This window comes from Gemmatimonadales bacterium (assembly GCA_036265815.1).
Lineage (GTDB): Bacteria > Gemmatimonadota > Gemmatimonadetes > Gemmatimonadales > GWC2-71-9 > CAVVWJ01.
Genome location: DATAOI010000052.1, coordinates 43,058 through 64,456 on the forward strand (window position 1 = coordinate 43,058; position 21,399 = coordinate 64,456).

Genomic DNA, 21,399 nt, shown 5'->3' on the forward strand with positions numbered 1-21,399 from the left:
AGAGTGTGATTCAGCTCAACCAATCCGCCGCGCGGTACCAGGCGCCCACCAGAGGGAGAAACCAGGGGCGTCCGGCGTAGAGCGGCACGCTCCGGAATCGGCCCGGCCCCAGGACCGGGAGCTCCCCGCCCCCGGCCAGCGCCTCACCGAGACGGGTGCCGAGCCAGGTGGAGAGTGCCACCCCATGTCCGCAGTAGCCCAGCGCGTAATGCACCGGGCCCAGCCGCCCCGCATGGGGCAGCTGGTCCAGGGTGAAGCCCACCTTTCCACCCCAGGCGTACTCGACCGGCACGCCCGCCAGCTCGGGGAAGACTTCGCGCATGCCGCGCTCCAGAATGGCCGCGCTCCGGGCCACCGGCGCCGGAGTGAAGGCCGCGCGGCCGCCAAAGACCATCCGCCCGTCGGAGGACAGGCGGAAATAATACAGCAGATTCTTGGTATCGCTCAGCACCCGGCCCTTGGGAATCAGCCGTCCCCCGAGCGAAGGATCCAGCCGCGCGGTCGCGATCAGATAGCTCCCGATGGGGATCACCCGGCGTTGCAGCGCCGGGCACAGCGCCCCGGTGTAGCCGTTGGTGGCGACGAGCATTTCCGCGGCCAGGAGGACTCCGTCCGAGGTGTCCAGCGTGAGGTGCTTCGCGCTGCCGGTAACCTGGCGCACCTCCACTCCCTGAACGATCCGCGCACCCGACCGGATGACGGACGTCGCGAGCCCGCGGAGATAGCGGACCGGGTGCAGCGCCCCGGCGCCGTGGTCGAGCAGCCCGCCGTGGTATCGCGCGGAGCCGATCTCCGCGCCGATCTCGGTCGGCCCGAGCAAGGCGGTCTCATGACCCAGCTCGGCTTCCAGAAAGCGCCGGCTCGCCTCGAGACCGCGCAGGTGACTGGGCTTGGCCGCGAGCACGAGGGAGCCGCACCGGGTGTAGTCGCAATCGATCGCCTCCTCGGCGATGACGCTCTCCAGCATCCGCACCGCCTCGAGCGAGATCTCGAACAGCCTCCGTGCGGCCGCCAGACCGTGCTTCCTGGCCAGCACCTCGATGTCCGGCTTGTACCCCGGCAGGACGAACCCGCCGTTCCGCCCGCTGGCTCCCCAGCCCAAGTGGTGCTGCTCCAGGAGCGTCACGTCCACTCCCCGCCGGGCCAGAGCCCGGGCCGCCGCGAGTCCGGTGTAGCCGCCGCCGACGATGGCCACATCGGTGCGTTGGGGAAGCGAGGCCTCCGGGACCGTGAGCTCGGGCGCTGCGTCGGTCCACAGGCAACGCTCCGCATCAGGTCCCCCCTCGGCTCGCATCAGGCACCGGACCGGGAGACTGCCTCGCTTCCCGCCCGCGCGGCGCCGGCCAGGGCAGCGACGCTCCCCCGGAACACTTCGGTGTGCCGGTCGATCTCGACCTCGGTCACCATGGGAGCGATGAGCGCCATGTTGTGAAATGGGGTGAGCAGGATGCCCCGGTTGAGCGCCGACAGATGCATGTAGCGCTCGAGCTCTGCATCCACCGAGGCGGCGGCCTCGCCGCCGGTCCGCGGCGGCACCGGCCGGAACCAGTATTCGGCTCGGCAGCCCAGCCGTTGGACGGTCCAGGGGAGCTGGTATTCGGCGATCGCGGCCTCCACTCCCGCGGCGAACCGCCGGGCCAGTGGGATCGTGCGCTCGTACGCGGATTCCGTGAGCACCCGCTCGAGCGTCGCGCGCATCGCCGCGCTCGCGAGCGCGTTTGCCGCCAGGGTGCCGCCGATTCCTCCGGTGTCCGCCAGGCCGGTGACGGAGCGGGCGCGGACCCGCTCCGCCACTTCACGCGTAACCCCATAGACCGCCGCCGGCACCCCACCGGCGATCGGCTTGCCCACGGTCAGCACGTCGGGTTCGAGCCCGTGCAGCCCGGTGTACCCGCCCGGCCCGGCGCAAATCGTGTGGGTCTCGTCCAGGATCAGCAGCGTGCCGGTCCGGCGGCTGATGGCGCGGAGGGCCGCGTGATAACCCGGCTCCGGATGTACGATGCCGATGTTGGTCAGCGCCGGCTCGGCCAGCACGCAGGCGACATCGCCGGGCGCGAGCGCCTCCTCCAGCGCCGGGATGTCGTTGAACTCGACCACGCGAGTGGTGAGCGCGGGATCGACCGGCGGCCCGGTGTTTCCATCCCGCGGGACGACCCGGCCCCCCCGCAGCGTCGCGAAGGTCTCATCGACGGTGCCATGATAGCACCAGTTGTGCACCAGGATGAGCCGGCGGCCGGTGATCTCCCGCGCCAGCCGGATGGCGAATCGGTTGGCATCGGTGGCGGTGAGGGCGAACTGCCAGCAGGGAAGGCCGAAGCGGCGGGAGAGCTCCTCGCCCACCCACACGCTGTCTTCAGTGGGCAGCATGAAGGTGAATCCGCGCCGCGCCTGCCGCTCGACCGCTTCGACCGTCGGGGCAGGCGCGTGTCCGGTCATGGCGCCGGTATCGCCCAGGCAGAGATCCAGGTAGCGATGGCCATCGACGTCGGTGAGGTGGGCGCCCGACGCCTCGGTCACGAAGAGGGGAAACCGGCCGGCCCAGCGCACCATCCAGGGCATCGGGACGCCGCCCAGGAGCGACGCCTGAGCCCGCTGGGCCAACGCCATCGACCGCGGATGCTCCGCCGCGAACCGCACCTCTTCCCCGGCGAGCAGCGCCGCCAGCCGGGCGCGGTCGACCGTCATGCCATCGCCGGGGCCCGTCCCACCGCGGCGTCCAGAGCCGCCTCCATGACGTCCAATCCTTCGTCGATCAGTGCGTCGTCCGCCGTGAGCGGGGCGAGCACCCGAATGATGTTGCCGTAGGTGCCAGCCGACAGCAGCACCAGGCCGCGCTCGAGCGCCGCGGCGAGCAGCCGGGCGGTGAGCGCCTTGTCCGGCGTCCGGCTGACGCGATCGGTGACCAGCTCCATGCCGACCATCGCCCCGAGCCCGCGGACATCGCCGATGCAGGGGTGCTGCTCGGCGAGCTGCCGGAAGCGCGCCTTTACCCGCTCACCGGTCCGCTCCGCCCGGGCAGGAATCCGCTCGGCCTCCATGGCGTCGAGCACCGCGAGCGCCGCGGCGCACGCCAGCGGATTGCCCCCGTAGGTCCCGCCGAGCCCGCCCACCTGGGCCGCGTCGAGCACGTCGGCCCGGCCGGTGACGGCGGCAAGGGGCAGCCCTCCGGCCAGCGATTTGGCCGTGATGATGATGTCGGGAACCAGGTCGTAGTGCTCGCAGGCGAACATCCGGCCGGTGCGGCCGAACCCGGTCTGGATCTCGTCGGCGATGAAAAGGATGCCATGCTGCCGGGCGAATGCCGCCAGCGTCTGCACATACTCCACCGGCGCCGGCACGAATCCGCCCTCACCCAGCTCCAGCTCCAGGATGATGGCGGCCACCGAGCCGGGGTCCACCGTGGCGGCGAAAATCTGCTCCAGCCGGGTGACATCGGCCTGGCAGCATGGTCCCGTCACCCGTCCTTCCGGGCAGCGGTAGCAATAGGGGTAGGGGATCTGGTATACCTCGGGCGCGAACGGCCCGAAGCCCTTCTTGTATGGCATCACCTTCGATGTGAGGGCCATGGCGAGATTGGTGCGCCCGTGGAATCCGTGCTCGAAGCAGACGACGGCCTGCCGTCCGGTGAAGCTGCGGGCCACCTTCACCGCATTCTCCACCGCCTCCGCCCCGCTGTTCACCAGGAAGCTCCGCTTGTCGTGGGTCCCGGGAGTCACCCGGTTGAGCCGCTCCGCCAGCTCCACATAGGGCTCGTAGGTCGACACCGGAAAGCAGACGTGGGCGAAGCGGTCGAGCTGGTCTCGGACCGCGCGGACGACCCCGGGGTGCCGGTGCCCGGTGTTCACCACCCCGATCCCGCCGCCGAAGTCGATCAGCCGGTTGCCGTCCGCGTCGGTGAGCACAGCACCCTCCGCATGCACGACGGCGATCGGGGTGACGGCCGGGACGCCCCTGGGCACCGCCTTGGCGCGGCGGGCAAGGAGCGCACGACTGTTCGGGCCGGGGATCTCGGTCTTGAGCTGAATGACGCCGGACATGGCGGCCTCGGTGCGGGAGGGAAGCTGAAGGAGTAGGAGAGCGAGGGCGGATCCGCCACCCCCGCCGGTTCTCTGGCGAAGACGCCGTTTCGGAGTGTAGGATTGTAGTCCAAGAGGGCATTCCCCCTCCATTTCACGATCATTACCCCTGCACGGAGCGTCCACCCATGATCTGGCGACGTTCGAGGTTGCTCGGAGCTGTCGCATTCGCGCTCACTTCGCTGGCCGCCTCAGCTTGCGGTGGCGGCGGGGACAAGACCGGTGCCGCGCCCGCTACCGCGGCCACCAAGATCACGATCAGTCCCACCAGCGACGCCGCGGCCGATGCGCGGACGTACCTGGCCAAGCTCTGCCCTAAGCCGATCGGCGGCGAGCTCAACTTCATGGTCTGGGAGGGATACACCGACACGCTCTTCACCCGACCGTTCGAGCAGGCGTGCGGAGTCAAGGTGAACGCCACCTACATGGGATCGAGCGACGACCTGGTGGCCAAGCTTCGTGCCGGCGGTGCGGAGACGATCGATCTGATCTCGCCCTCCAGCGACGCGGCCACCGCGATCGTGGATGCCGGCCTGGCGGCATCGCTCGATCTGGCGCGGATCCCCAGCTACGGCGACTTGAGCGAGGGGTTCAGGAAGCTCAAGGTGGTGCGGAAGGACAGCACGGTATACGGCGTCCCCTGGGCGTTCGGGCCCAACCCGCTGATCTACGACACCACCAAGGTGAAGCCCGCTCCCGACTCCTGGGGCGCGTTCTGGGACAAGAAGTTCCGCGGCAAGCTCTCGCTGCAGGACGACATCGCGACCCTGTACATGGTGGCGCAGTACCTCGGCCTGGACGATCCGAACGACCCCAGCAAGCTCTACAATCTGTCGGACGAAGACCTGGCCAAGGTGAAGGCCAAGATGCTGGAGCTCCGGCCCAACGTCCGGAAGTACTGGGTCACCGCGGGCGACATGACCCAGCTCTTCCAGAGCGGCGAGGTGGTAGCCGGCGAGGGCTGGCCGCTCATGACCAACCAGCTCCGCCAGGCCAAGTTCCCGGCCGGCGAGACCATTCCCAAGGAGGGGACGACCGCCTGGGCCGACCACTGGGTGCTGACCAAGGGCGCCAAGAATTTGGACGCCGCGTACGCCTGGCTGGAGTATACGGCGCAGCCGTTCACCCAGAAGCTGCTGTACGACGTGACCGCCTACATCGTGGCCAATCCGGCGGCCAAGAAGTACATGACGCCGGAGCAGGCCGCCAGCCAGCGGGACATCTCCGACTACGGCACCAAGGTCAACTTCTGGCAGTGGAGCCCTCGGCGGGAGAAGTATCAGGAGATCTGGAACGAGGTGAAGGCCGCGAAGTAGCCCCCCGGCGGTGGACGAGGGACCGCGACTACCCTCTCGTCCACCGCTTCTCCTTCCGCCAACCGCCGATGGATACTCCTTCCACCTCAGCGCTCGATCTCGCGAAGGTCCCGCGGCGGCACGAGACGCTCCGGCTGCCGATCCTGGAGCTGCGCCATCTCTCCAAGCGCTTCGGCGATTTCGCCGCGGTGGACGACCTCTCGCTGGATATCGCGGGTGGTGAGTTTCTCACCTTGCTCGGCGCCTCGGGCTCGGGCAAGACCACGACGCTCCGAATGATCGCGGGGTTCGAGCCGCCGAGCTCGGGCGACATCCTCATGGCGGGCGCGCCGATCGGCGCCCTTCCGCCGTTCAAGCGCGACATCAACACCGTCTTCCAGCACTACGCGCTGTTCCCGCACATGAGTGTGCGGGAGAACGTGGCCTACGGGCTGCGTATGCGCCGGGTGCCCAAAGTCGAGCGGGACGAGCGGGTCACCCGGGCGCTGGGGATGGTGCAGCTGCATGACCTGGGGGGCCGTACGCCGCGCCAGCTCTCGGGCGGGCAGCAGCAGCGGGTGGCGCTGGCGCGCGCGCTGGTCAACCGGCCCCGGGTCCTGCTGCTGGACGAGCCGCTCGGGGCGCTCGACCTCAAGCTGCGGAAAGAGATGCAGCTCGAGCTGAAGCACCTGCAGACCCATCTGGGCATCACCTTCGTCTACGTCACGCACGATCAGGAGGAGGCGCTCACCATGAGCGATCGGATCGTGCTCATGCGGCAGGGACGGATCGAGCAGGTCGGCACGCCCCGCGAGCTGTACGATCGGCCGGTCTCACGCTATGTCGCGGATTTCATCGGGGAGACCAACCTGCTGCCCGGCGTCGTGGCGGAGAGCGGAGACGGTATCGCCGTGCTCCGGGCCGGCGGCGCAACGTTGCGGGCGCTGACCGCCGCGCCGCTCGCGCCGGGCGCCGAGGCCTGGCTCGCGGTGCGTCCGGAAGCCATCGAGCTGAGCGAGTCGGGAGTGGTCCGCGAGGGCTGGAACCGGATCGCCGGCACGGTGCGGGAAGCGGTCTACGCCGGGTCGGCGCTCCGGGTGCACGTGGAGCTGGAGAGCGGCCAGCGCCTGGTGGCCCACGTCAGCTCGGGCACCGGCGTCACGCTCGAGGCGGCTGTCGGTCTCACCTGGCCGGTGGAGCGGGGGCGCTGTGTCGGGGACTGACACGGCCACGCTGCTCGACCGCGTCCGCGCCCGGCCCTGGCTCCGCACCACGTTCGCCGCCGCGCTGCCGGTGGGATTCGTCACCCTGCTGCTGTTCATCCCGTACGTGCTGCTGCTGGTCCACTCGTTCTGGCGACTCAGGAACGGCGCGATCACCCACCAGCTCACGCTGGAGAACTATCGCCGGCTCTTCGGCACCGCGCTGTACCCCGATACGATCCTCTTCTCCGCCGGGATCGCCATCCGGGTAACGCTCTTCTCGCTGCTACTGGCCTACCCGCTGGCCTACCTGCTCGCCTTCAAGGTGCGCCGCCACAAGCAGCTCATGTACATGGCGGTGATCATTCCGCTGTGGGTGAGCTACCTGGTCCGCGCCTACGCCTGGAAGATCATCCTGGGGCAGGAAGGCATCCTCAACGGCCTGTTGAGCGCGGCGGGCCTGATCGACCACCCGCTGACCTTTCTACTCTACAGCCGGTGGGCGGTCATCCTGGCGCTCACCCATATCTACACGCCGTTCACCCTGATGCCGATCTACGCCGTGCTCGAGGCGATCCCTCCGGCCCTCAAAGAGGCGAGCCAGGATCTCTACGCCAGCCGCTGGCAGACCTTCCTCCGGATCGTGCTGCCGCTGTCGCTGCCAGGGGTGCTCGCCGGGTCGACCTTCGCCTTCGTGCTCAGCATGGGAGATTTCCTCGCGCCGCAGCTGCTGGGCGGCAACGACAGCGCGCTGATGGTCTCCAATTTGGTCTGGAGCCTCTTCGGTGTGGCGTACAACTGGCCGCTCGGCGCGGCGGTCTCGGTCATCGTGCTGCTGCTCACGCTCTTCCTCCTCTGGCTGGCCAATCGGGTCGAGCTGGCGATGAACTACGCCGGCGAGCGTCCGGGCGAGCAGGCCGGCCGGATGGTCGGCGCGGCGCGCGGGGGCGTAGTCCCGTGACCCCGTACCCACGGCCGGTCGACCGGCTCAGCGCTGCTCTCTGGGGCATCGGCAGTGCCGTCTTCGCCTTCATCTATCTCCCCCTGGTGGTGGTGATCGTCTACGCCTTTCACGATTCGCCCATCATCGCATGGCCCCTCCGGCTGGGCACGCTCAGGTGGTTTACCGCCCTGGCCCACGACCGCGGCATGCTCGACGCGGCGCTGGCGAGCGTGAAGCTCGCCCTCCTGGCGGTGGCCATCGCGCTGGCGGTCGGGGTGCCGGGCGCATTCGTGCTGGACCGGTCGGAGTTCCCCGGAAAGACCGCATTCCGCCGGCTGGTGCTCCTGCCGCTCATCCTCCCGGGGATCATCACCGGGGTAGCCCTCCTCACCTTCTTCAGCTTCGTCGGGCTGCGCCTCTCGAGCGGCTTCCCCCTGGTGCCGGGATGGCCCGTCGTGCTCGGCCACTCGGCGGCGTTGACCTCGGTAGTCATCACCCAGGTCTTTGCCCGCCTCCAGCGGTTCGACCGGGCGCAGGAGGAGGCGAGCCAGGACCTCTACGCCAACGAGTGGCAGACCTTCCGCTATGTCACCTTCCCCAACATCCGGACCGCCATACTCGGTGCGGGTCTCCTGGTTTTCACCCTGAGCCTGGACGAGATCGCGGTCACCTTCTTCCTGATCGGCCGGCAGAATACGCTGCCGCTGCAGATCTGGGGACTGCTCCGCCGCGGCATCACGCCCGAGGTGAACGCCGCGTCGGTCGTCATCTTCCTGGTCTCGGTGGTGGTGATCGTGATCTGGGCGAGGCTCATGCGGGAGGAGCACCCCGCCTAGGCCTGCCTGATCTCGCCGGTCCTGAGAGACTATGCACCGCTGCCTGTATATCCCGGCCTAACACCTTGTACACCTTGGCGTTCTACTATGCATAGTTGCCGGCCGAGAACTGCCCTCACTTGCGTCGAGTGACCGGGGGGCTGGACAGCGGGTGGGGGGCGAGAGCTAGAATGGCTATACGTCGCCCCCACGCGGGGAGGGCGTGTTTGCATCCTCCGACCAAGCGGAGGGTCCACTCTCGCAGCTGACTTTCTCCTTGAGCTGCGAGCCCCCATCAGCGGCGGGGGCGAGGGCGTAGGAAGCGCCTCCAACGCGCGACCTGCAACCAGACCGAGTGCCGCACCAACAATGAAAAGAGGAGTTTGTGAAAGTCCTGGTGCTAGGCGCCGGCGCGGTGGGGACCGTGTCCGCCCTCAAATTCGTGCAGGACGCGATGCTCGAACAGCTCGTCATCGCCGACGCGGTTTCCGCCCGCGCATCCCTCCTAGCGGATCGGCTCAACGACCCTCGAGTCACGGCGATCGCTCTCGACGCCGCCGATCAGGCTGCCGTCGCTCGCTCCATTCGTGAAACGGGTACGACCATCGTGCTCAACGCCGCGCTCCCGCGGACCAATCTCGACCTGATGCGCGCCTGCCTCGCCGCGGGCTGCGATTACATCGACATGGCCAGCGGCGGCACCGACGACGATGGAATCCCCAAGTTGGAGGACCAGTTTGCCCTGGACGCCGAGTTCAGGGCGGCCGGCCGGCTGGCGCTCCTTGGCATGGGCGCCGACCCGGGGACAAGCAACGTGTACGCCGCCTACGCCGCCAAGCACCTGCTCGACACCGTCACCGAGCTCCGGGTGCGGGACGGCGACAACTCCGTCTGCCAGGGACACGACGGCTTCGTCGCGGCCTTCAGCCCATGGGTCTTCATCGACGAGTGTCTCTGCAAGGCCGTCTCCTACCGGGATGGCCGCCACCATCTGGAGGAGCCGCTCACCGGGTTCGAGCCGTTCGACTTTCCCGAGCTCGGCGTCCTCAACTGCTACTACGTGGACCATGAGGAGTCGAAGACCCTGCCCCGGTTCTTCCCCCAGGCCCGGACGGTCGACTTCAAGCTCTGCATGGACGACGTGACCGTCGAGACCCTGCGGGTGATGAAGCGCCTCGGTCTCTCGGGCAAGGACCGGGTGCGGGTAGGTGATGCCTCCATCGCGCCGCGCGACCTGGTGGTGTCCCTGCTCCCGCAGCCCAAGGACCTGGCCGGCCGGATGCGGGGCAAGACCTGCGTCGGCACGCTGGCCAAAGGTCTCAAGAACGGCCAGCCCCGGGCCTTCTACATCTACAACATCGCGGACCACGAGACGGTGTTCGCCGAGCTCGGGGTGCAGGCGACCGCCTATCAGACCGGCATTCCGCCGGTCATCGCCGCCCGGCTGATCCATGAAGGCCGCTGGAGCGGGCCCGGCGTCCGCTCGCCAGAGGAGTTCGATCCCGATCCGTTCCTGGATCGGCTGGCGCGGGAAGGAATGCCCTGGCACATCCGGGACGACTCCGCCACCCTGCTGCACGCGCCGCGGGAGCGCACCATCCCCTTTCGTCCGACCGTCGCAGCCTGACCGCCGGTAACCGCCAAGGCACCGAACGCACCGAGGATATCGTCAGCGATATCGCCTTTGTGCTCTCGGTGCCTTGGTGGTAAGATTTCGCCGAGACCCAGACGTAAGCGGAGGAGTCCATGACGAGCACCGCGGCGGCACGGGGCAAGACCGGAAAGAGCGAGGTCACCCGGTATCAGATGTACATCGACGGCAAGTTTGTCGACGCCAGGAACGGCAAGACATTCGACGTATACGATCCCTCGACCGAGGGCGTCATCGCCACCTGTCCGGCCGGTGGGCCGGAGGATGTGGATCGCGCGGCGCAGGCGGCCGAGCGGGCCTTTCACGGTGGGTGGAAAGGCACGTCCGCCCAGGAGCGGGGGCGGATCCTCTTCCGGCTCGCCGAGCGGATTCGGGCCCGCCGCGCCGAGCTGGCCGAGCTGGAGACGGTCAACTCGGGCAAGCCGATCGTCGAGTCCGAATACGACATGGACGATACGGCCACCTGCTACGAGTATTACGCCGGCCTGGCCACCAAGATCAACGGCGAGGTGCTGCCGGTCCCGGCCGATGCGGTCGCCTTCGCCATGCGCGAGCCGGTGGGCGTGGCCGGCCAGATCATCCCCTGGAACTATCCCCTGTTGATGGCAGCGTGGAAGATTGCGCCGGCGCTCGCGGCCGGCTGTACGGTCGTCATCAAGCCGGCCGAGCAGACGCCGCTCACCCTGCTCAAGCTGGCGGAGGATTTCGAGGCGGTGGGATTGCCGCCCGGCGTGGTCAACGTGGTCACCGGCGACGGCCCCGGCGCGGGTGCGCCGCTGGTGGCGCACCCGCTGGTGCGGAAGATCGCCTTCACCGGCAGCGCCGAGGTCGGCAAGCTGATCATGCGGAACGCCGCCGATCAGCTTAAGCGGGTCTCCCTCGAGCTCGGTGGCAAGTCGCCCAACATCTTCTTCAGCGACGCGGATTTCGAGAACGCGGTGGACGGCGCCCTGTTCGGCACGTTCATCAATCAGGGCGAGGTCTGCTCGGCCGGCAGCCGGGTGCTGGTGCAGAAGGACATCTACCGGAAATTCGTGGACGCCGCCGCCGCCAAGGCCAAGACGATCAAGCTCGGCCGCGGTCTGGACCGGGAGACCAAGATGGGGCCGCTGGTGAGCGCGGAGCAGCGCGACCGCGTAGCAAGCTACCTCACGGTCGGCCGCGGCGAAGCGAAGGTAGCCGTGGGCGGCGGGACGCCGAAGAGCTTCGACAAGGGCTGGTACGTCGAGCCCACCATCTTCTACGACGTGGACAATTCGGCCAGGATCGCCCAGGAAGAGATCTTCGGGCCGGTGATGAGCGTGATCCCGTTCCAAGACGAGGCGGACGCGATCCGGATCGCCAACGCCACTCCCTACGGGCTGGCGGCGGCGGTGTGGACCCGCGACATCTTCAAAGCCTTCCGGGTGGTCAAGTCACTGGAGGCGGGGATCGTCTGGGTCAACCACATGCAGCCCACTTTTGTGGAAGCTCCCTGGGGCGGGTACAAGGCGTCGGGCTTCGGTCGGGAGCTGGGGCACTGGGGCGTCGAGGAGTACCTGGAGACCAAGCAGGTGTTCATCAACCTCGACGAGAAGCCGATCGGCTGGTATTGAGGGCGCCGCCCTGGCGTCTTCCGCAGTCCTGCCGTTTGTTTCGGCCATGCAAGACATCACCCTGTCGGCGAGAGCGATCGAGCTCGACGCCGCCATCCTCGAGGCCGCCATCACGGCGGCCCTCGGGGTGCTGTGCGCCTTCCTCTATCAGCGATACCGGAAGCCGTATCTCGCCTGGTGGGCGGTGGCGTGGGGCCTCTACCTGCTCCGGGTCGGCGCCATCACCAGCTTTCTGGTGACCACGCACCGCATCTGGCTCTACTGGCACCAGGTCATCACCGGATGGACCGCGCTCGCGCTGCTGGGGGCCGCGCTGGTCTTCTCTCAGCAGGTGCAATGGCGCCGCTGGTACCTGGCCCTCGTGCTTTTCCCGCCGGTCTGGTCCTATATCGCCATCTACCGACTGGACCACTTCCTCTGGGCCGCGGGCCCGGCGGTGCTCTTCCTCAGTCTGGCCACGCTCTGGACCGGATGGGTCTTCGCGCGCTACCGGCGGCAGGTGGCCTCGAGTGGCGCGACCCTCCTCTCCACGGCCTTTCTGCTGTGGGGCGTACACCATCTGGATTATCCCTTCCTCCGGGCACGTGGCACCTGGGTGCCCTGGGGCTACTATCTGGACATCCTCCTGACGCTCGTCGTAGGCACCGGCATCCTGCTGCTGGTGCTGGACGATCTCCGCCGGGGACTCAGCGCCCTCTCCGCCCTCTCCGGAGATCTCCAGCACGCCGGCCGGGAGCAGGACGTGCTCTCGGTCCTGCTTGCCCGCCCGCTCACACTGCCGACCGTCCGCGGAAGCGCGCTCTTCCTGATCCAGCACGGCCGGCTTCGGCTGGTGCGCGGGGCCGGCGTCTGCGAGCAGTGGACCGAGGCCGACCAGCCGGGTGAGGGCGGCGCGGGAGCGCTCGCCCGGGCCATCGAATCGGGCCTGCCCCAAGTCACCGGCAAGTGGGCGTACGGCGAGTCGAGCTATCCATTCGCCGCAGTGCTCCCGCTGCTGCGGCGGGACGAGGTCATGGGGGCGCTCGTGCTCGTGGGTGAGGCTCGGGATCCGTTCACCGCGCTGGACGACCGGTTTCTCGTGGCCCTGGGCCAGCAGGTGGGAGCCGCCCTGGAGAACGCGGACCTCTACACCCGGCTGGAGGCCCGCACGGTCGAGCTGGCACGGCTGTCGTCCCGGATGATCGAGCAGCAAGAGGAGGAGCGGCGCCGGCTCTCTCGCGAGTTGCACGACGAGACGGCCCAGGTCTTCTCCGCTGTCAAGATGGAGTTGGGAGTCCTGCGTGAGGCCGTCGCGCCCGAGCAGGGCGCCCGTTTGGATCAGGTACTCGGGTTGATCGATACCGGGATCCGGAGCATCCGGAGCGTCACCAACGATCTCCGCCCATCGATCCTGGACGATCTCGGGCTGCTGCCGGCGCTCAGGTCGCTGGTCGCGGACTTCAGCGAGCGCAGCGGCATCCGTACCGGGCTCGCGGCTCCGGGCACGCTGCCACCGCTCTCCGAGGAGGCGGAGCTGGCCCTGTTCCGCGCGCTGCAGGAGGCGCTGTCCAACGTGCTCCGCCACGCCGGCGCGCGGACGGTGGAGGTGGGAATCTCGGTGGGTCCGACCGGCGTGCTGCTGGCCGTCCGGGACGACGGGCGGGGCCCGCCGACACTACCGCCGGAGCGGCTGGAAGGAGCAGGGCACATGGGCCTCGCGGGCATGCGCGAGCGCATCAAGGCCCTCGGTGGGAGCCTTCGCTTTGGCCGCGCGGCCGACTCGGGCGGTGGTGCCTCGCTGGAGGTGCTCGTGCCGGTCGGCTCAGCAGACAGCGGATGAGCGGGGAAACGGTGCGGGTGCTAGTGGCGGACGATCACGCCATCGTCAGGACCGGCATACGCCACGTGCTGGAAGGCGAGCCGGGATTCGCCGTCGTGGCCGAGGCCGCTACCGGGACTGAAGCCCTGGCCCTGGCTCTGGAGCTCCGGCCCGATGTGGCCGTCCTGGATATCTCGATGCCGGGGCAATCCGGACTGGAGGTCACGGCCGAGCTGCTGCATCACTGTCCGGATACCCGGGTGCTCATCCTGAGCATGCACGACAACACGGAATACGTGCTGGAGAGCGTGCGGGCCGGGGCCCATGGCTATCTGCTGAAAGACACCGCGGCCACCGAGCTGCGCGGGGCGGTGCGGGCGGTGTACCAGGGCGAATCCTATTTCAGCCCGCCCATAGCGAGCCGGCTGAGCGCGGTGGTGCGAGGGGATCTTCCGGAGTCTGCCACCCCTGCCAGACTGCTGGCGCAGCTCACCGCCCGGGAACGCCAGGTGCTGATCGGGGTCACCCGGGGGCTCACGAATAAGGAGATCGCGGCGGAGCTGGGCATCAGTCACCGGACCGTGGAGACGCACCGGGAGAGCTTGATGCGCAAGTTGATGCTCAGGAGCGTGGCCGAGCTGACCCGCTTCGCCCTGGAGACTGGGGTGATCGGCGGGTAGCGCGGATTATATTGGGGCCATGAGCACAGTGAAGACCGGCATCGTGATGATGAACCTCGGCGGCCCCGCCAACCTCGATCAGGTGGAGCCGTTCCTCCTCGAGCTGTTTGCCGACCGCGAGATCATCCAGCTCCCCTTCCAGCGTTGGCTCGGCCCCTATATCGCCCGCCGCCGCACCCCCAAGGTCAAGGGCCTGTACGCCAGCATCGGCGGCGGCTCACCCATCCTACGCTATACCCAGGCGCAGGGGCGGGGCATGGTGGAACGGCTGGATCGGCTCTCGCCGGAGACCGCTCCGCACGCCTTCTACGTGGCCTTCCGGTACGTTCATCCGAAGAGCGACGACGCACTCCGGGCCATGGCGGCCGACGGGGTGCAGCGGGCCGTGGCGTTCACTCAATATCCCCAGTGGTCCTGCAGCACCACCGGCTCCAGCCTCAACGAGCTCTGGCGCGCAACGGAGCGGACTGGCCTGCGCGACCGGTTCGAGTGGAGCCTCATCGACCGCTGGCCGGTGCATCCCGGCTTCATCGCCGCGATGACCGAGACGGTGCGGGAAGGGCTGGAGCAATTCGAGGGGGCGGACCGGGACAAGGTGCTGCTGCTCTTCAGTGCCCACTCGCTGCCGCTCGCCGTGATCGACCGGGGCGACTCGTATCCCCAGGAGGTCGGGGCCAGCGTGCAGCGGGTGGTCGAGTTGCTGGGCGCTCCCAATCCGTACCTGCTGGCCTATCAGTCGGACGTTGGTCCGGTGCGCTGGCTGGGACCCCGGACCGAGCAGGTTATCCGCCGATTGGGGGCGCGGGGCCAGAAGCATGTGCTGGTCATTCCCATCGCGTTCACCAGCGATCACATCGAGACCCTCTCCGAGCTCGACCGGGAGTACGGGGAAGTCGCGCACCACTCGGGCATCACCCACTACAAGCGGGCCCCGGCCCTGAACGACCGCCCTGCATTCCTGGACGCTCTGGCCGACATCGTCCGCGAGCACCTGTCGTCCGGCCAGCCCTATACCACCCAATACACGACACGTTGCGCCGGCTGCGTCAATCCGCAATGCCGGCACATGCTGAATCCGGTGAGCTCGATGTCGGTGGTGGCCAGCGAGAGGGGCTGAAGCGAAGGGGCGGGAACGCTGCGGTCAGCCATCCTCCCGAAGGGATCGGCTGGCGGGATAGAGTACCCGCCGCACCAGCCGGTCGGCCATCTCCCGCACTACCTGACGCTCCCGATCCGAGAGCACGGCCAGTTGGGCCAGGGCCCACGCCGCTTCCTGCTCCGCCATCTGCGCGCCGAGGCGATGCAGCTCCGCCAGCCGTGGAGCCGCGGCGCGGCCGCGAAGGCTCTGTGCCAGGCGTGCGATCTCCTCGGTCACGACCCGCTGGGCTTCGGCCAGGGCGGCCGAGGCTGTTCCGGCGGCGGGGCAGCAGAGCCGCTGCAGATCGTCCAGATCGTAGAGCCGCACCCCCGGCACCGCGCGGGCGGCGGGCTCGACGTTGCGGGGAACCGCCAGGTCCATCACGATCAGAGGCTCTCGCTCGCGCCCCGCCACCGCTTGGGCCAGCTGCCGGGCGGCGATCACCGGGCGTGAAGACCCGGTGGCGACGATCAGAAGGTCGGCATCCCGGAGCAGCTCGTCCAAGGCACCCCACGGCCTGGCCTCGGCTCGCCACGCGGCGGCTAGCACGCTTGCCCGGTCGGGGTTGCGATTCACCAGGCTGGTCCGCTCCACCTTGTGCTGGTGGAGCGACCGCAAAACACCTTCCGCCGCCTCACCCGCCCCAAGCACCACCGCCCGGCAGCGCGCCAGGCCAGTCATCCGGTCCGCGGCCGCCAGGTCCACCGCGGCGGAGCTGACCGAGGCTGGATGCCGCCCGAGAAGCGTCTCGCTCCTCACCCGGCGCCCGGTCGAGAGGGCCGCCGAGAAGATGGCATCCATCTCTCTCGTGGTGGTGCCGGCGGCCCGCGCGGCGTCGTATGCGCCCCGCACCTGGCCCAGAATCTCGGTCTCGCCCAGGATCTGAGAATCGAGTCCAGCGGCGACGGTGAACAGGTGGTGTACCGCGTCCAGACCGTCGAGCCGGATGAGCGCGTGCTCCTCGGTCACGCCCCGCTCGCGAGCGAATTCGCGAAACCAGGATTCCGAATCCTGGTCGCCACTCCAATACAGCTCGCATCGATTGCAGGTGGAGAGAAGAAGGGCGCTGCGGTCAACCGTATGTTCGCACTCCAGCAACGCGCGCACTTCGGCCGGCGAGGACGCGAACCGCTCACGGACCCCGACCGGAGTCGTATGGTGGCTTACGCCAATGACATGGAACGAGAGGTCCGATGGCACACGAGAAGCGTACATCCCGCGTCCGGGGGGGACAATCCGCATCCCCCCGGAGCGGTTCTCCGTATCTTTACGGAGCACTAGGCTCGACGTCTCAGCGCTGCCCTGTTCTGCCGGCAGAGCCCTCCTCTTCAGGATCCCGCTCGCCGCTCTTCTTTGACGCCCGGGTCTGGACCGACGGCCCCGAGCTCACCTGAGCTGCCTGATTACCGACAGCCGAGCTGACCGGAATCTCCCGCGGCTTGGCCCGTTCGCTTTTCGGGATCCTGACGGTCAGGATGCCGTGCTCGTACGTGGCCGAGATCTTCTCGGGATCGACGGTGTTCGGCAGGGCGAAGGTGCGCTCGAACGCCCCATAGCTGCGCTCGTAGCGGTGAATCCGCTCCGCCTGGTCATCCGCATGCTGCCGCTTCTCCCCCCGGATAGTCAGCATGTTGTTCTCCAAGGACAACTTCACGTCCTCGGGCCGGACACCCGGCAGCTCCATGGTAATCTGGAGACTCTCGGAGTCCTCGCTGACGTCGGTCGGCGCGAACCAGGCCGAGGTGATCGCCGCGCTGGGCTCGGCGAACGGGAAGCCGGTAAACGCCTCGTCGAGGAGACGGTTCAGCCGCTGAAGGCCGAACATGCTCTGGGGATTATCCCGGTACCTGCTGATTGCCATACATCCCTCCTTGAAGCCGTACCAAACGAAAAACACGCTCAGTGATGCCGTTGCCGACAAAGCGGGCCCTTACGCTGGCCAAGTGGCCGAGGTGCGCCCGTGACCCGCATCACCGAATGAGATCACGCGACGCACCGGCCCGGAATGCACTCCGCATGCCCGAAGGAGGAACTGGAAATGGTCAAATTGACCGAGATGGCGGGAGGGGCTGGCAGTAGCAGCCTGGGAGTCTGCAAAGATGACCGAGCGGGAATGACAGCCCTCGACTATCGAATCGTGCACGCTGCGTCGTCAGCTCTTGGCGCGCCGCATCCACTGCTCGTAGACCCCGATCAGGCGCCGCATCTGAGTGAGGTTCTGAGAGAACCGCTCGCCGGTGACGCCATGGGGCACCCCCGTGTCTCCTCCCAGCTCGTCGAGCACCGAATCGCTCAGCGCCTTGAACGCGCCGCTATCGGCTAGGCCGACCCGAGTCAGGTCGGCCTGCATCGCGTTGATCACCGTGCCCGCCGTATTCTTGTAATTGGCCAGGTCGCTGTCCGTCAGCGGCCGGCCCGGCGAGGAATACTGCTCCAACTGGGCCCGCATGCCGGGGATGAGTCGGGGGGCCTCGTACTCCACGCCGGCCGCGGTGCCATTGAGATCGGCGCCGCCGGCGCTGTCGCCTCCGTTGGAGTAGGCCGAAGCGGTGCGCCCGGTCTCGGCCGCACGCTCGCGACAGGCGGGCAGCAGCAGCGCAGACAGCAGGAGCATCGCTCGTGAGATCATGGTAGCCACCCTTCCCGGAGTGCGGCCGGTGTTCAGCCGCAAATCAATCCGGGCAGGCGGGCTGCGTCGGTGTTCCCGCTCACTCCGTCGGCGGACCGCCTACCGATGAAAGAGTCTGGCGAACATCCCAGTACTCAGCACGCCTTCCAGGGCGAAGGCCAGCTCGGTCATCGACTGGTGGCGGCCGGCCGGATCGAGGGTGAGCGTTCGCTCGATGACGGTCTCGAGTTTGGTCGGGAGATCGCGCCGCAGCTCCCGCAGGCGGAGGGGCGCGCCCTTGAGGCGGGCGATCATGGTTTCCTGCGCCGTTTTGCCGGCAAAGGGGAGCTGGCCGGTGAACAGCTCGAAGGCCAGGATGCCCAGCGCGTAGACGTCGCTCCGGCCATCGAGGGGCTTGCCACGGATCTGCTCCGGACTCATGAACTCCGGGGTGCCCAGCACGATACCGGTGGCGGTGAGTCTGGCCACTTCGGGCCCCGCCCGGCGCTCCTTGGCCAACCCGAAATCCATGACCACCGATCGAAAGCCGCCGGTGTCGGCGGCAGTGGAATCGGGGACCAGCATGACGTTCTCAGGCTTGAGATCCCGATGTACGATCTGCATCTCGTGCGCGTGCTGCAGTCCGTGGCAGACCTGGACCAGCAGGGGAATCCCTTCCGCCAGCGGGAACGCGCCGCGCCGGGTCTCATGCTCGCTGAGCGGCTCGCCCTCGAGGTAGGGCATCACCAGGTAGAGCATTCGATCCGCCGTCTCGCCCAGCCGGAGAATGGGGCACACGTTGGGGTGCTCGAACCGGGTGGCGATCGTCGCTTCCCGGCGGAGCCGCTCCACCGCGCCCGGATCCCGTGACAACCGGGGCAGCAGGATCTTGAGGGCCACCGCGCGCCCGGTGCCGAGCTCGGAGGCGCGGTAGACGTACGACATTCCTCCCTCGCCGAGGCGTCGCTCCACCTGATAGCGGTCGTCGAGGACCTTCCCCGTCAGGGTGGCGTACCGGTCGAGCTCTTCGGGGGTGAGCGGCGGCGGAAGGGAGGCCGCCCGTTGGCGGCCAGTGGTCGTGACCCCGCTCTCCGGTGCGGCTTCTACCAGCGGCGAGCCGTCCCTGACGCAGAATCGGGCGGGCGCGGCGTACGTCGCCTGGCACCGGGGGCAACGCCGGGTCGTCAATCGCGGAAGCGGTTTCGGCCGTCGGACTTGGCCCGGTAGAGGTGGCTGTCGGCCAGGCGGAGCAGTGACTCGCCGTCGGTGACCCGCTCGTCCGGGTAGGAGGCGATGCCGATGCTGATCGTCACCCGGACGGGCCGGCCAGTCTCGCCGAAATCGTGGGTCGCGACCCGGCGGAGAATGCGTTCGGCGAAGTTGCGCGACTCGGTGGACGTGGTCTCCGGCAGGAGCACCACGAACTCCTCGCCACCGTAGCGGGCCACGATGTCGACCGAGCGCTGCTCCCGCTTGAGCAGATTGGACAGTTGCTTGAGCACCCGATCGCCCACCAGGTGTCCGTGGGTGTCGTTGATCTGCTTGAAGTTGTCGATATCGATCATCATGCCCGTGAGCATGGTGGCGTATCGCGCGGCCCGGTCCATCTCCTGCTCCAGCTTCTCCATCAGCGCCCGGCGATTAAAGCAGTTGGTCAGCGGGTCGGTCTCGGCCAGGTGGCGCATCTGCTCCTGGCCCATGACCGCGTTCTCCAGGTCGTAGGCCTTCTCCAGTGCGGACACGGCCGCCCCGATGACCTGGTCGGCGAAGAGGACGTCCTGCTCGTTGAGCGGGGCGTCCTCCGTGGTGGTGCGCAGGAAGAAAACTCCGGCCGGCTCCTGCCGCAGCGAGAACCGCAGCGCGATCGCCGACCGGGTCTGGACCGGCTTGCCCTCGGCTTCCCAGGTTTCCCGGACGTCCTGATAGAGCGGATGGGTGGTGGCATCACGCACCAGCACCACTTCGCCGGTAGCGAGGGCATGCTGGATCTCGGGGTAGCGCCGCAGATCCACCGACAGATTGTGCAGCATCGGATTCTCGAACGCCGCGACCACCGTACCGGTCTCGTCATCGGGGCCCGCGATGATGATCGAGCAGCGTGAGATGTTGAGCCCATGGGCCACCCGCCGGACCAGAATCTGGTAGATCTCCTCCGGTTTGAGCGAGGCAGTCACCTCCTGCATGATGTCCATCATCTCCGAGCGGGAGCGCGCCTCGGCCCGGGCCTGGTTGAGCTCCCGCCCGACCCTCAGGTGCGCCTTGACCCGGGCAAGCAACTCGCGCACCCGGAACGGCTTGGGGATGAAGTCGGCGGCCCCGAGTCCCAGCGAGCGGACGGTGGCCTCTTCCGGCGGCATGGACGAGATCATGAGCACCGGGAGGTCCTTGAACCTCGGGTCGGCTTTGACCCGCTGGAGCAGCTGCAGACCGTCCACCTTGGGCATCATGATATCCAGCAGGAGCAGATCGAACGCCTCCGCCTGCAGATGATCGAACAGCAGCTCGCCGCCGGGGACGGTGAGCACCTCGTAGCCGTTCTCCTTGAGGATCCACGACAGGGTGCGGGAGAGGGCCTGGTCGTCGTCGGCAACGAGGATCTTGGGAGCGGGGCTCATTCAGCGTACCAGGCGTTGATAGAGATCGGGATCGACGTTGCCGCCGCTCACCACGGCCACCGTTGGTCCGGCGGGTCGGACATGCCCGGCCAGCAGGGCGGCCACCGCCACCGCGCCGGACGGCTCGGGCCGGAGCCCGGCCTCGTGATGAAGGAAGCGGACCGCCTCGGCGATCTCCTCCTCCGAGACCCGTACGGCTTCCCGGACCACGCGGTGAAGGATAGCGAAGGTGAAATCACCGATGGCGCGGGCAAGCAGGCCGTCGGCGATGCTCTCGGTGTGGTCCAGCGCCACCGGCGCGCCGGCGGCAAGCGCGGCGGTGAGTTTGGCGGCGCCGACCGGCTCCGCTCCCAACAGGCGAACCGAAGGCTTGAGCGCCGCCACGGCCACCGAGATCCCGGCCAGCAGGCCTCCCCCGCTCACCGGGACGACAATGGTGTCCACCTCGGGCCGCTGCTCCAGAATCTCGAGCCCTGTCGTGCCCTGCCCGGCAACGACATCGGGATGGTCATACGGCGGCACCATGACCAGCCCCTCCTCCCGTGCCATGGCCTCCGCATGGATCCGCTGCTCGGCGGAGCGGACGGCGCCGGCGAGGACGACCTCGCCCCCGTACTTTCTCACTCCGTCCAGCTTCACCTGAGGTGTGGAGGCAGGCATCACGACCACGGCGCGGAGTCCGAACGTCTGGGCGGCGTAGGCCACGGCCTGTCCGTGATTCCCGCTCGACTGGGTGATCACGCCCTTCGCCCCGCCCTCCGCCGCCACGCGGGCGATGGCGTTGTAGGCTCCCCGGATCTTGAACGCGCCGATGGGCTGGAGCTGCTCGCACTTGAGCGCCACAGGGACGCCCAGCCGGGCGGAGAGGGCCGGCAGCTCGAGCATCGGGGTCCGGAGGGCGACACCCTTCAGCCTGCCCGCCGCGGCCCGGAGGCTCGCGAGAGACACGGCGGCGGTCGAGTCCGCGGTGGATGGCACGGCTA

At 68.4% G+C, this 21,399-nt stretch carries 18 protein-coding genes; 9 read left to right on the plus strand and 9 right to left on the minus strand.

Going from position 1 to position 21,399, the window contains the following annotated elements; genetic code table 11:
• Positions 1–10 precede the first annotated feature (10 nt).
• From VHR41_11190 to gabT, 3 genes are read right to left on the minus strand one after another with little or no spacing between them, the layout of a single operon-like run.
• Positions 11–1,294, minus strand: a complete 1,284-nt coding sequence (locus VHR41_11190; GenBank protein ID HEX3234752.1) for an FAD-binding oxidoreductase — start codon at positions 1,292–1,294, stop codon at positions 11–13.
• Positions 1,294–2,685, minus strand: a complete 1,392-nt coding sequence (locus tag VHR41_11195) for an aspartate aminotransferase family protein (protein ID HEX3234753.1) — start codon at positions 2,683–2,685, stop codon at positions 1,294–1,296. The genes VHR41_11190 and VHR41_11195 overlap by 1 nt, the downstream gene beginning before the upstream one ends.
• The gene (gene gabT / locus VHR41_11200; GenBank protein HEX3234754.1) at positions 2,682–4,037 is read right to left on the minus strand and encodes a 4-aminobutyrate--2-oxoglutarate transaminase; all 1,356 of its coding nucleotides are present in this window, start codon (positions 4,035–4,037) and stop codon (positions 2,682–2,684) included. The genes VHR41_11195 and gabT overlap by 4 nt, the downstream gene beginning before the upstream one ends.
• A 167-nt stretch (positions 4,038–4,204) precedes the next feature.
• Between gabT and VHR41_11205 the strand changes: the two genes are divergently transcribed.
• The 9 genes from VHR41_11205 to hemH all read left to right on the plus strand — a co-directional run bounded on the left by VHR41_11205 (position 4,205) and on the right by hemH (position 15,172).
• A complete protein-coding gene (locus VHR41_11205; protein HEX3234755.1) occupies positions 4,205–5,392 on the plus strand; it encodes an ABC transporter substrate-binding protein in 1,188 nt (395 codons plus the stop codon).
• A gap of 68 nt (positions 5,393–5,460) precedes the next feature.
• Entirely contained in the window at positions 5,461–6,594 is a 1,134-nt protein-coding gene (locus VHR41_11210; GenBank protein ID HEX3234756.1) for an ABC transporter ATP-binding protein, read from the plus strand.
• Entirely contained in the window at positions 6,581–7,534 is a 954-nt protein-coding gene (locus VHR41_11215) for an ABC transporter permease (protein ID HEX3234757.1), read from the plus strand. Before VHR41_11210 ends, VHR41_11215 begins: the two co-directional genes overlap by 14 nt.
• Entirely contained in the window at positions 7,531–8,352 is an 822-nt protein-coding gene (locus VHR41_11220) for an ABC transporter permease (GenBank protein ID HEX3234758.1), read from the plus strand. The genes VHR41_11215 and VHR41_11220 overlap by 4 nt, the downstream gene beginning before the upstream one ends.
• 364 nt (positions 8,353–8,716) lie before the next feature.
• Positions 8,717–9,958, plus strand: a complete 1,242-nt coding sequence (locus VHR41_11225; GenBank protein ID HEX3234759.1) for a saccharopine dehydrogenase C-terminal domain-containing protein — start codon at positions 8,717–8,719, stop codon at positions 9,956–9,958.
• A gap of 119 nt (positions 9,959–10,077) precedes the next feature.
• On the plus strand, positions 10,078–11,577 hold the full coding sequence (locus tag VHR41_11230) for an aldehyde dehydrogenase family protein (GenBank protein ID HEX3234760.1): 1,500 nt from the start codon (positions 10,078–10,080) through the stop codon (positions 11,575–11,577).
• Positions 11,578–11,623: 46 nt separating this feature from the next.
• Entirely contained in the window at positions 11,624–13,396 is a 1,773-nt protein-coding gene (locus VHR41_11235; protein ID HEX3234761.1) for a GAF domain-containing sensor histidine kinase, read from the plus strand.
• Positions 13,393–14,055: a response regulator transcription factor gene (locus VHR41_11240; GenBank protein HEX3234762.1), complete on the plus strand. Its 663-nt coding sequence runs from the start codon at positions 13,393–13,395 to the stop codon at positions 14,053–14,055. Before VHR41_11235 ends, VHR41_11240 begins: the two co-directional genes overlap by 4 nt.
• Before the next feature lie 19 nt (positions 14,056–14,074).
• Entirely contained in the window at positions 14,075–15,172 is a 1,098-nt protein-coding gene (gene hemH / locus VHR41_11245; protein ID HEX3234763.1) for a ferrochelatase, read from the plus strand.
• 24 nt (positions 15,173–15,196) lie between these two features.
• Here the strand turns inward: hemH and hemA are convergent, their stop codons facing one another.
• The 6 genes from hemA to VHR41_11275 form a co-directional block, all read right to left on the minus strand.
• Complete coding sequence (gene hemA / locus VHR41_11250; protein ID HEX3234764.1) at positions 15,197–16,435, minus strand: glutamyl-tRNA reductase; 1,239 nt, start codon at positions 16,433–16,435, stop codon at positions 15,197–15,199.
• A 49-nt stretch (positions 16,436–16,484) separates the two neighbouring features.
• Positions 16,485–17,054, minus strand: a complete 570-nt coding sequence (locus VHR41_11255) for an Hsp20/alpha crystallin family protein (GenBank protein ID HEX3234765.1) — start codon at positions 17,052–17,054, stop codon at positions 16,485–16,487.
• A 291-nt stretch (positions 17,055–17,345) separates the two neighbouring features.
• Positions 17,346–17,822 (minus strand): hypothetical protein, encoded by a 477-nt coding sequence (locus VHR41_11260; GenBank protein HEX3234766.1) that lies wholly within the window; start codon positions 17,820–17,822, stop codon positions 17,346–17,348.
• A 99-nt stretch (positions 17,823–17,921) separates the two neighbouring features.
• Positions 17,922–18,989 (minus strand): serine/threonine-protein kinase, encoded by a 1,068-nt coding sequence (locus VHR41_11265; GenBank protein HEX3234767.1) that lies wholly within the window; start codon positions 18,987–18,989, stop codon positions 17,922–17,924.
• Entirely contained in the window at positions 18,986–20,416 is a 1,431-nt protein-coding gene (locus tag VHR41_11270; GenBank protein ID HEX3234768.1) for a diguanylate cyclase, read from the minus strand. Before VHR41_11270 ends, VHR41_11265 begins: the two co-directional genes overlap by 4 nt.
• A complete protein-coding gene (locus VHR41_11275; protein HEX3234769.1) occupies positions 20,417–21,394 on the minus strand; it encodes a threonine/serine dehydratase in 978 nt (325 codons plus the stop codon).
• Positions 21,395–21,399: the final 5 nt, after the last annotated feature.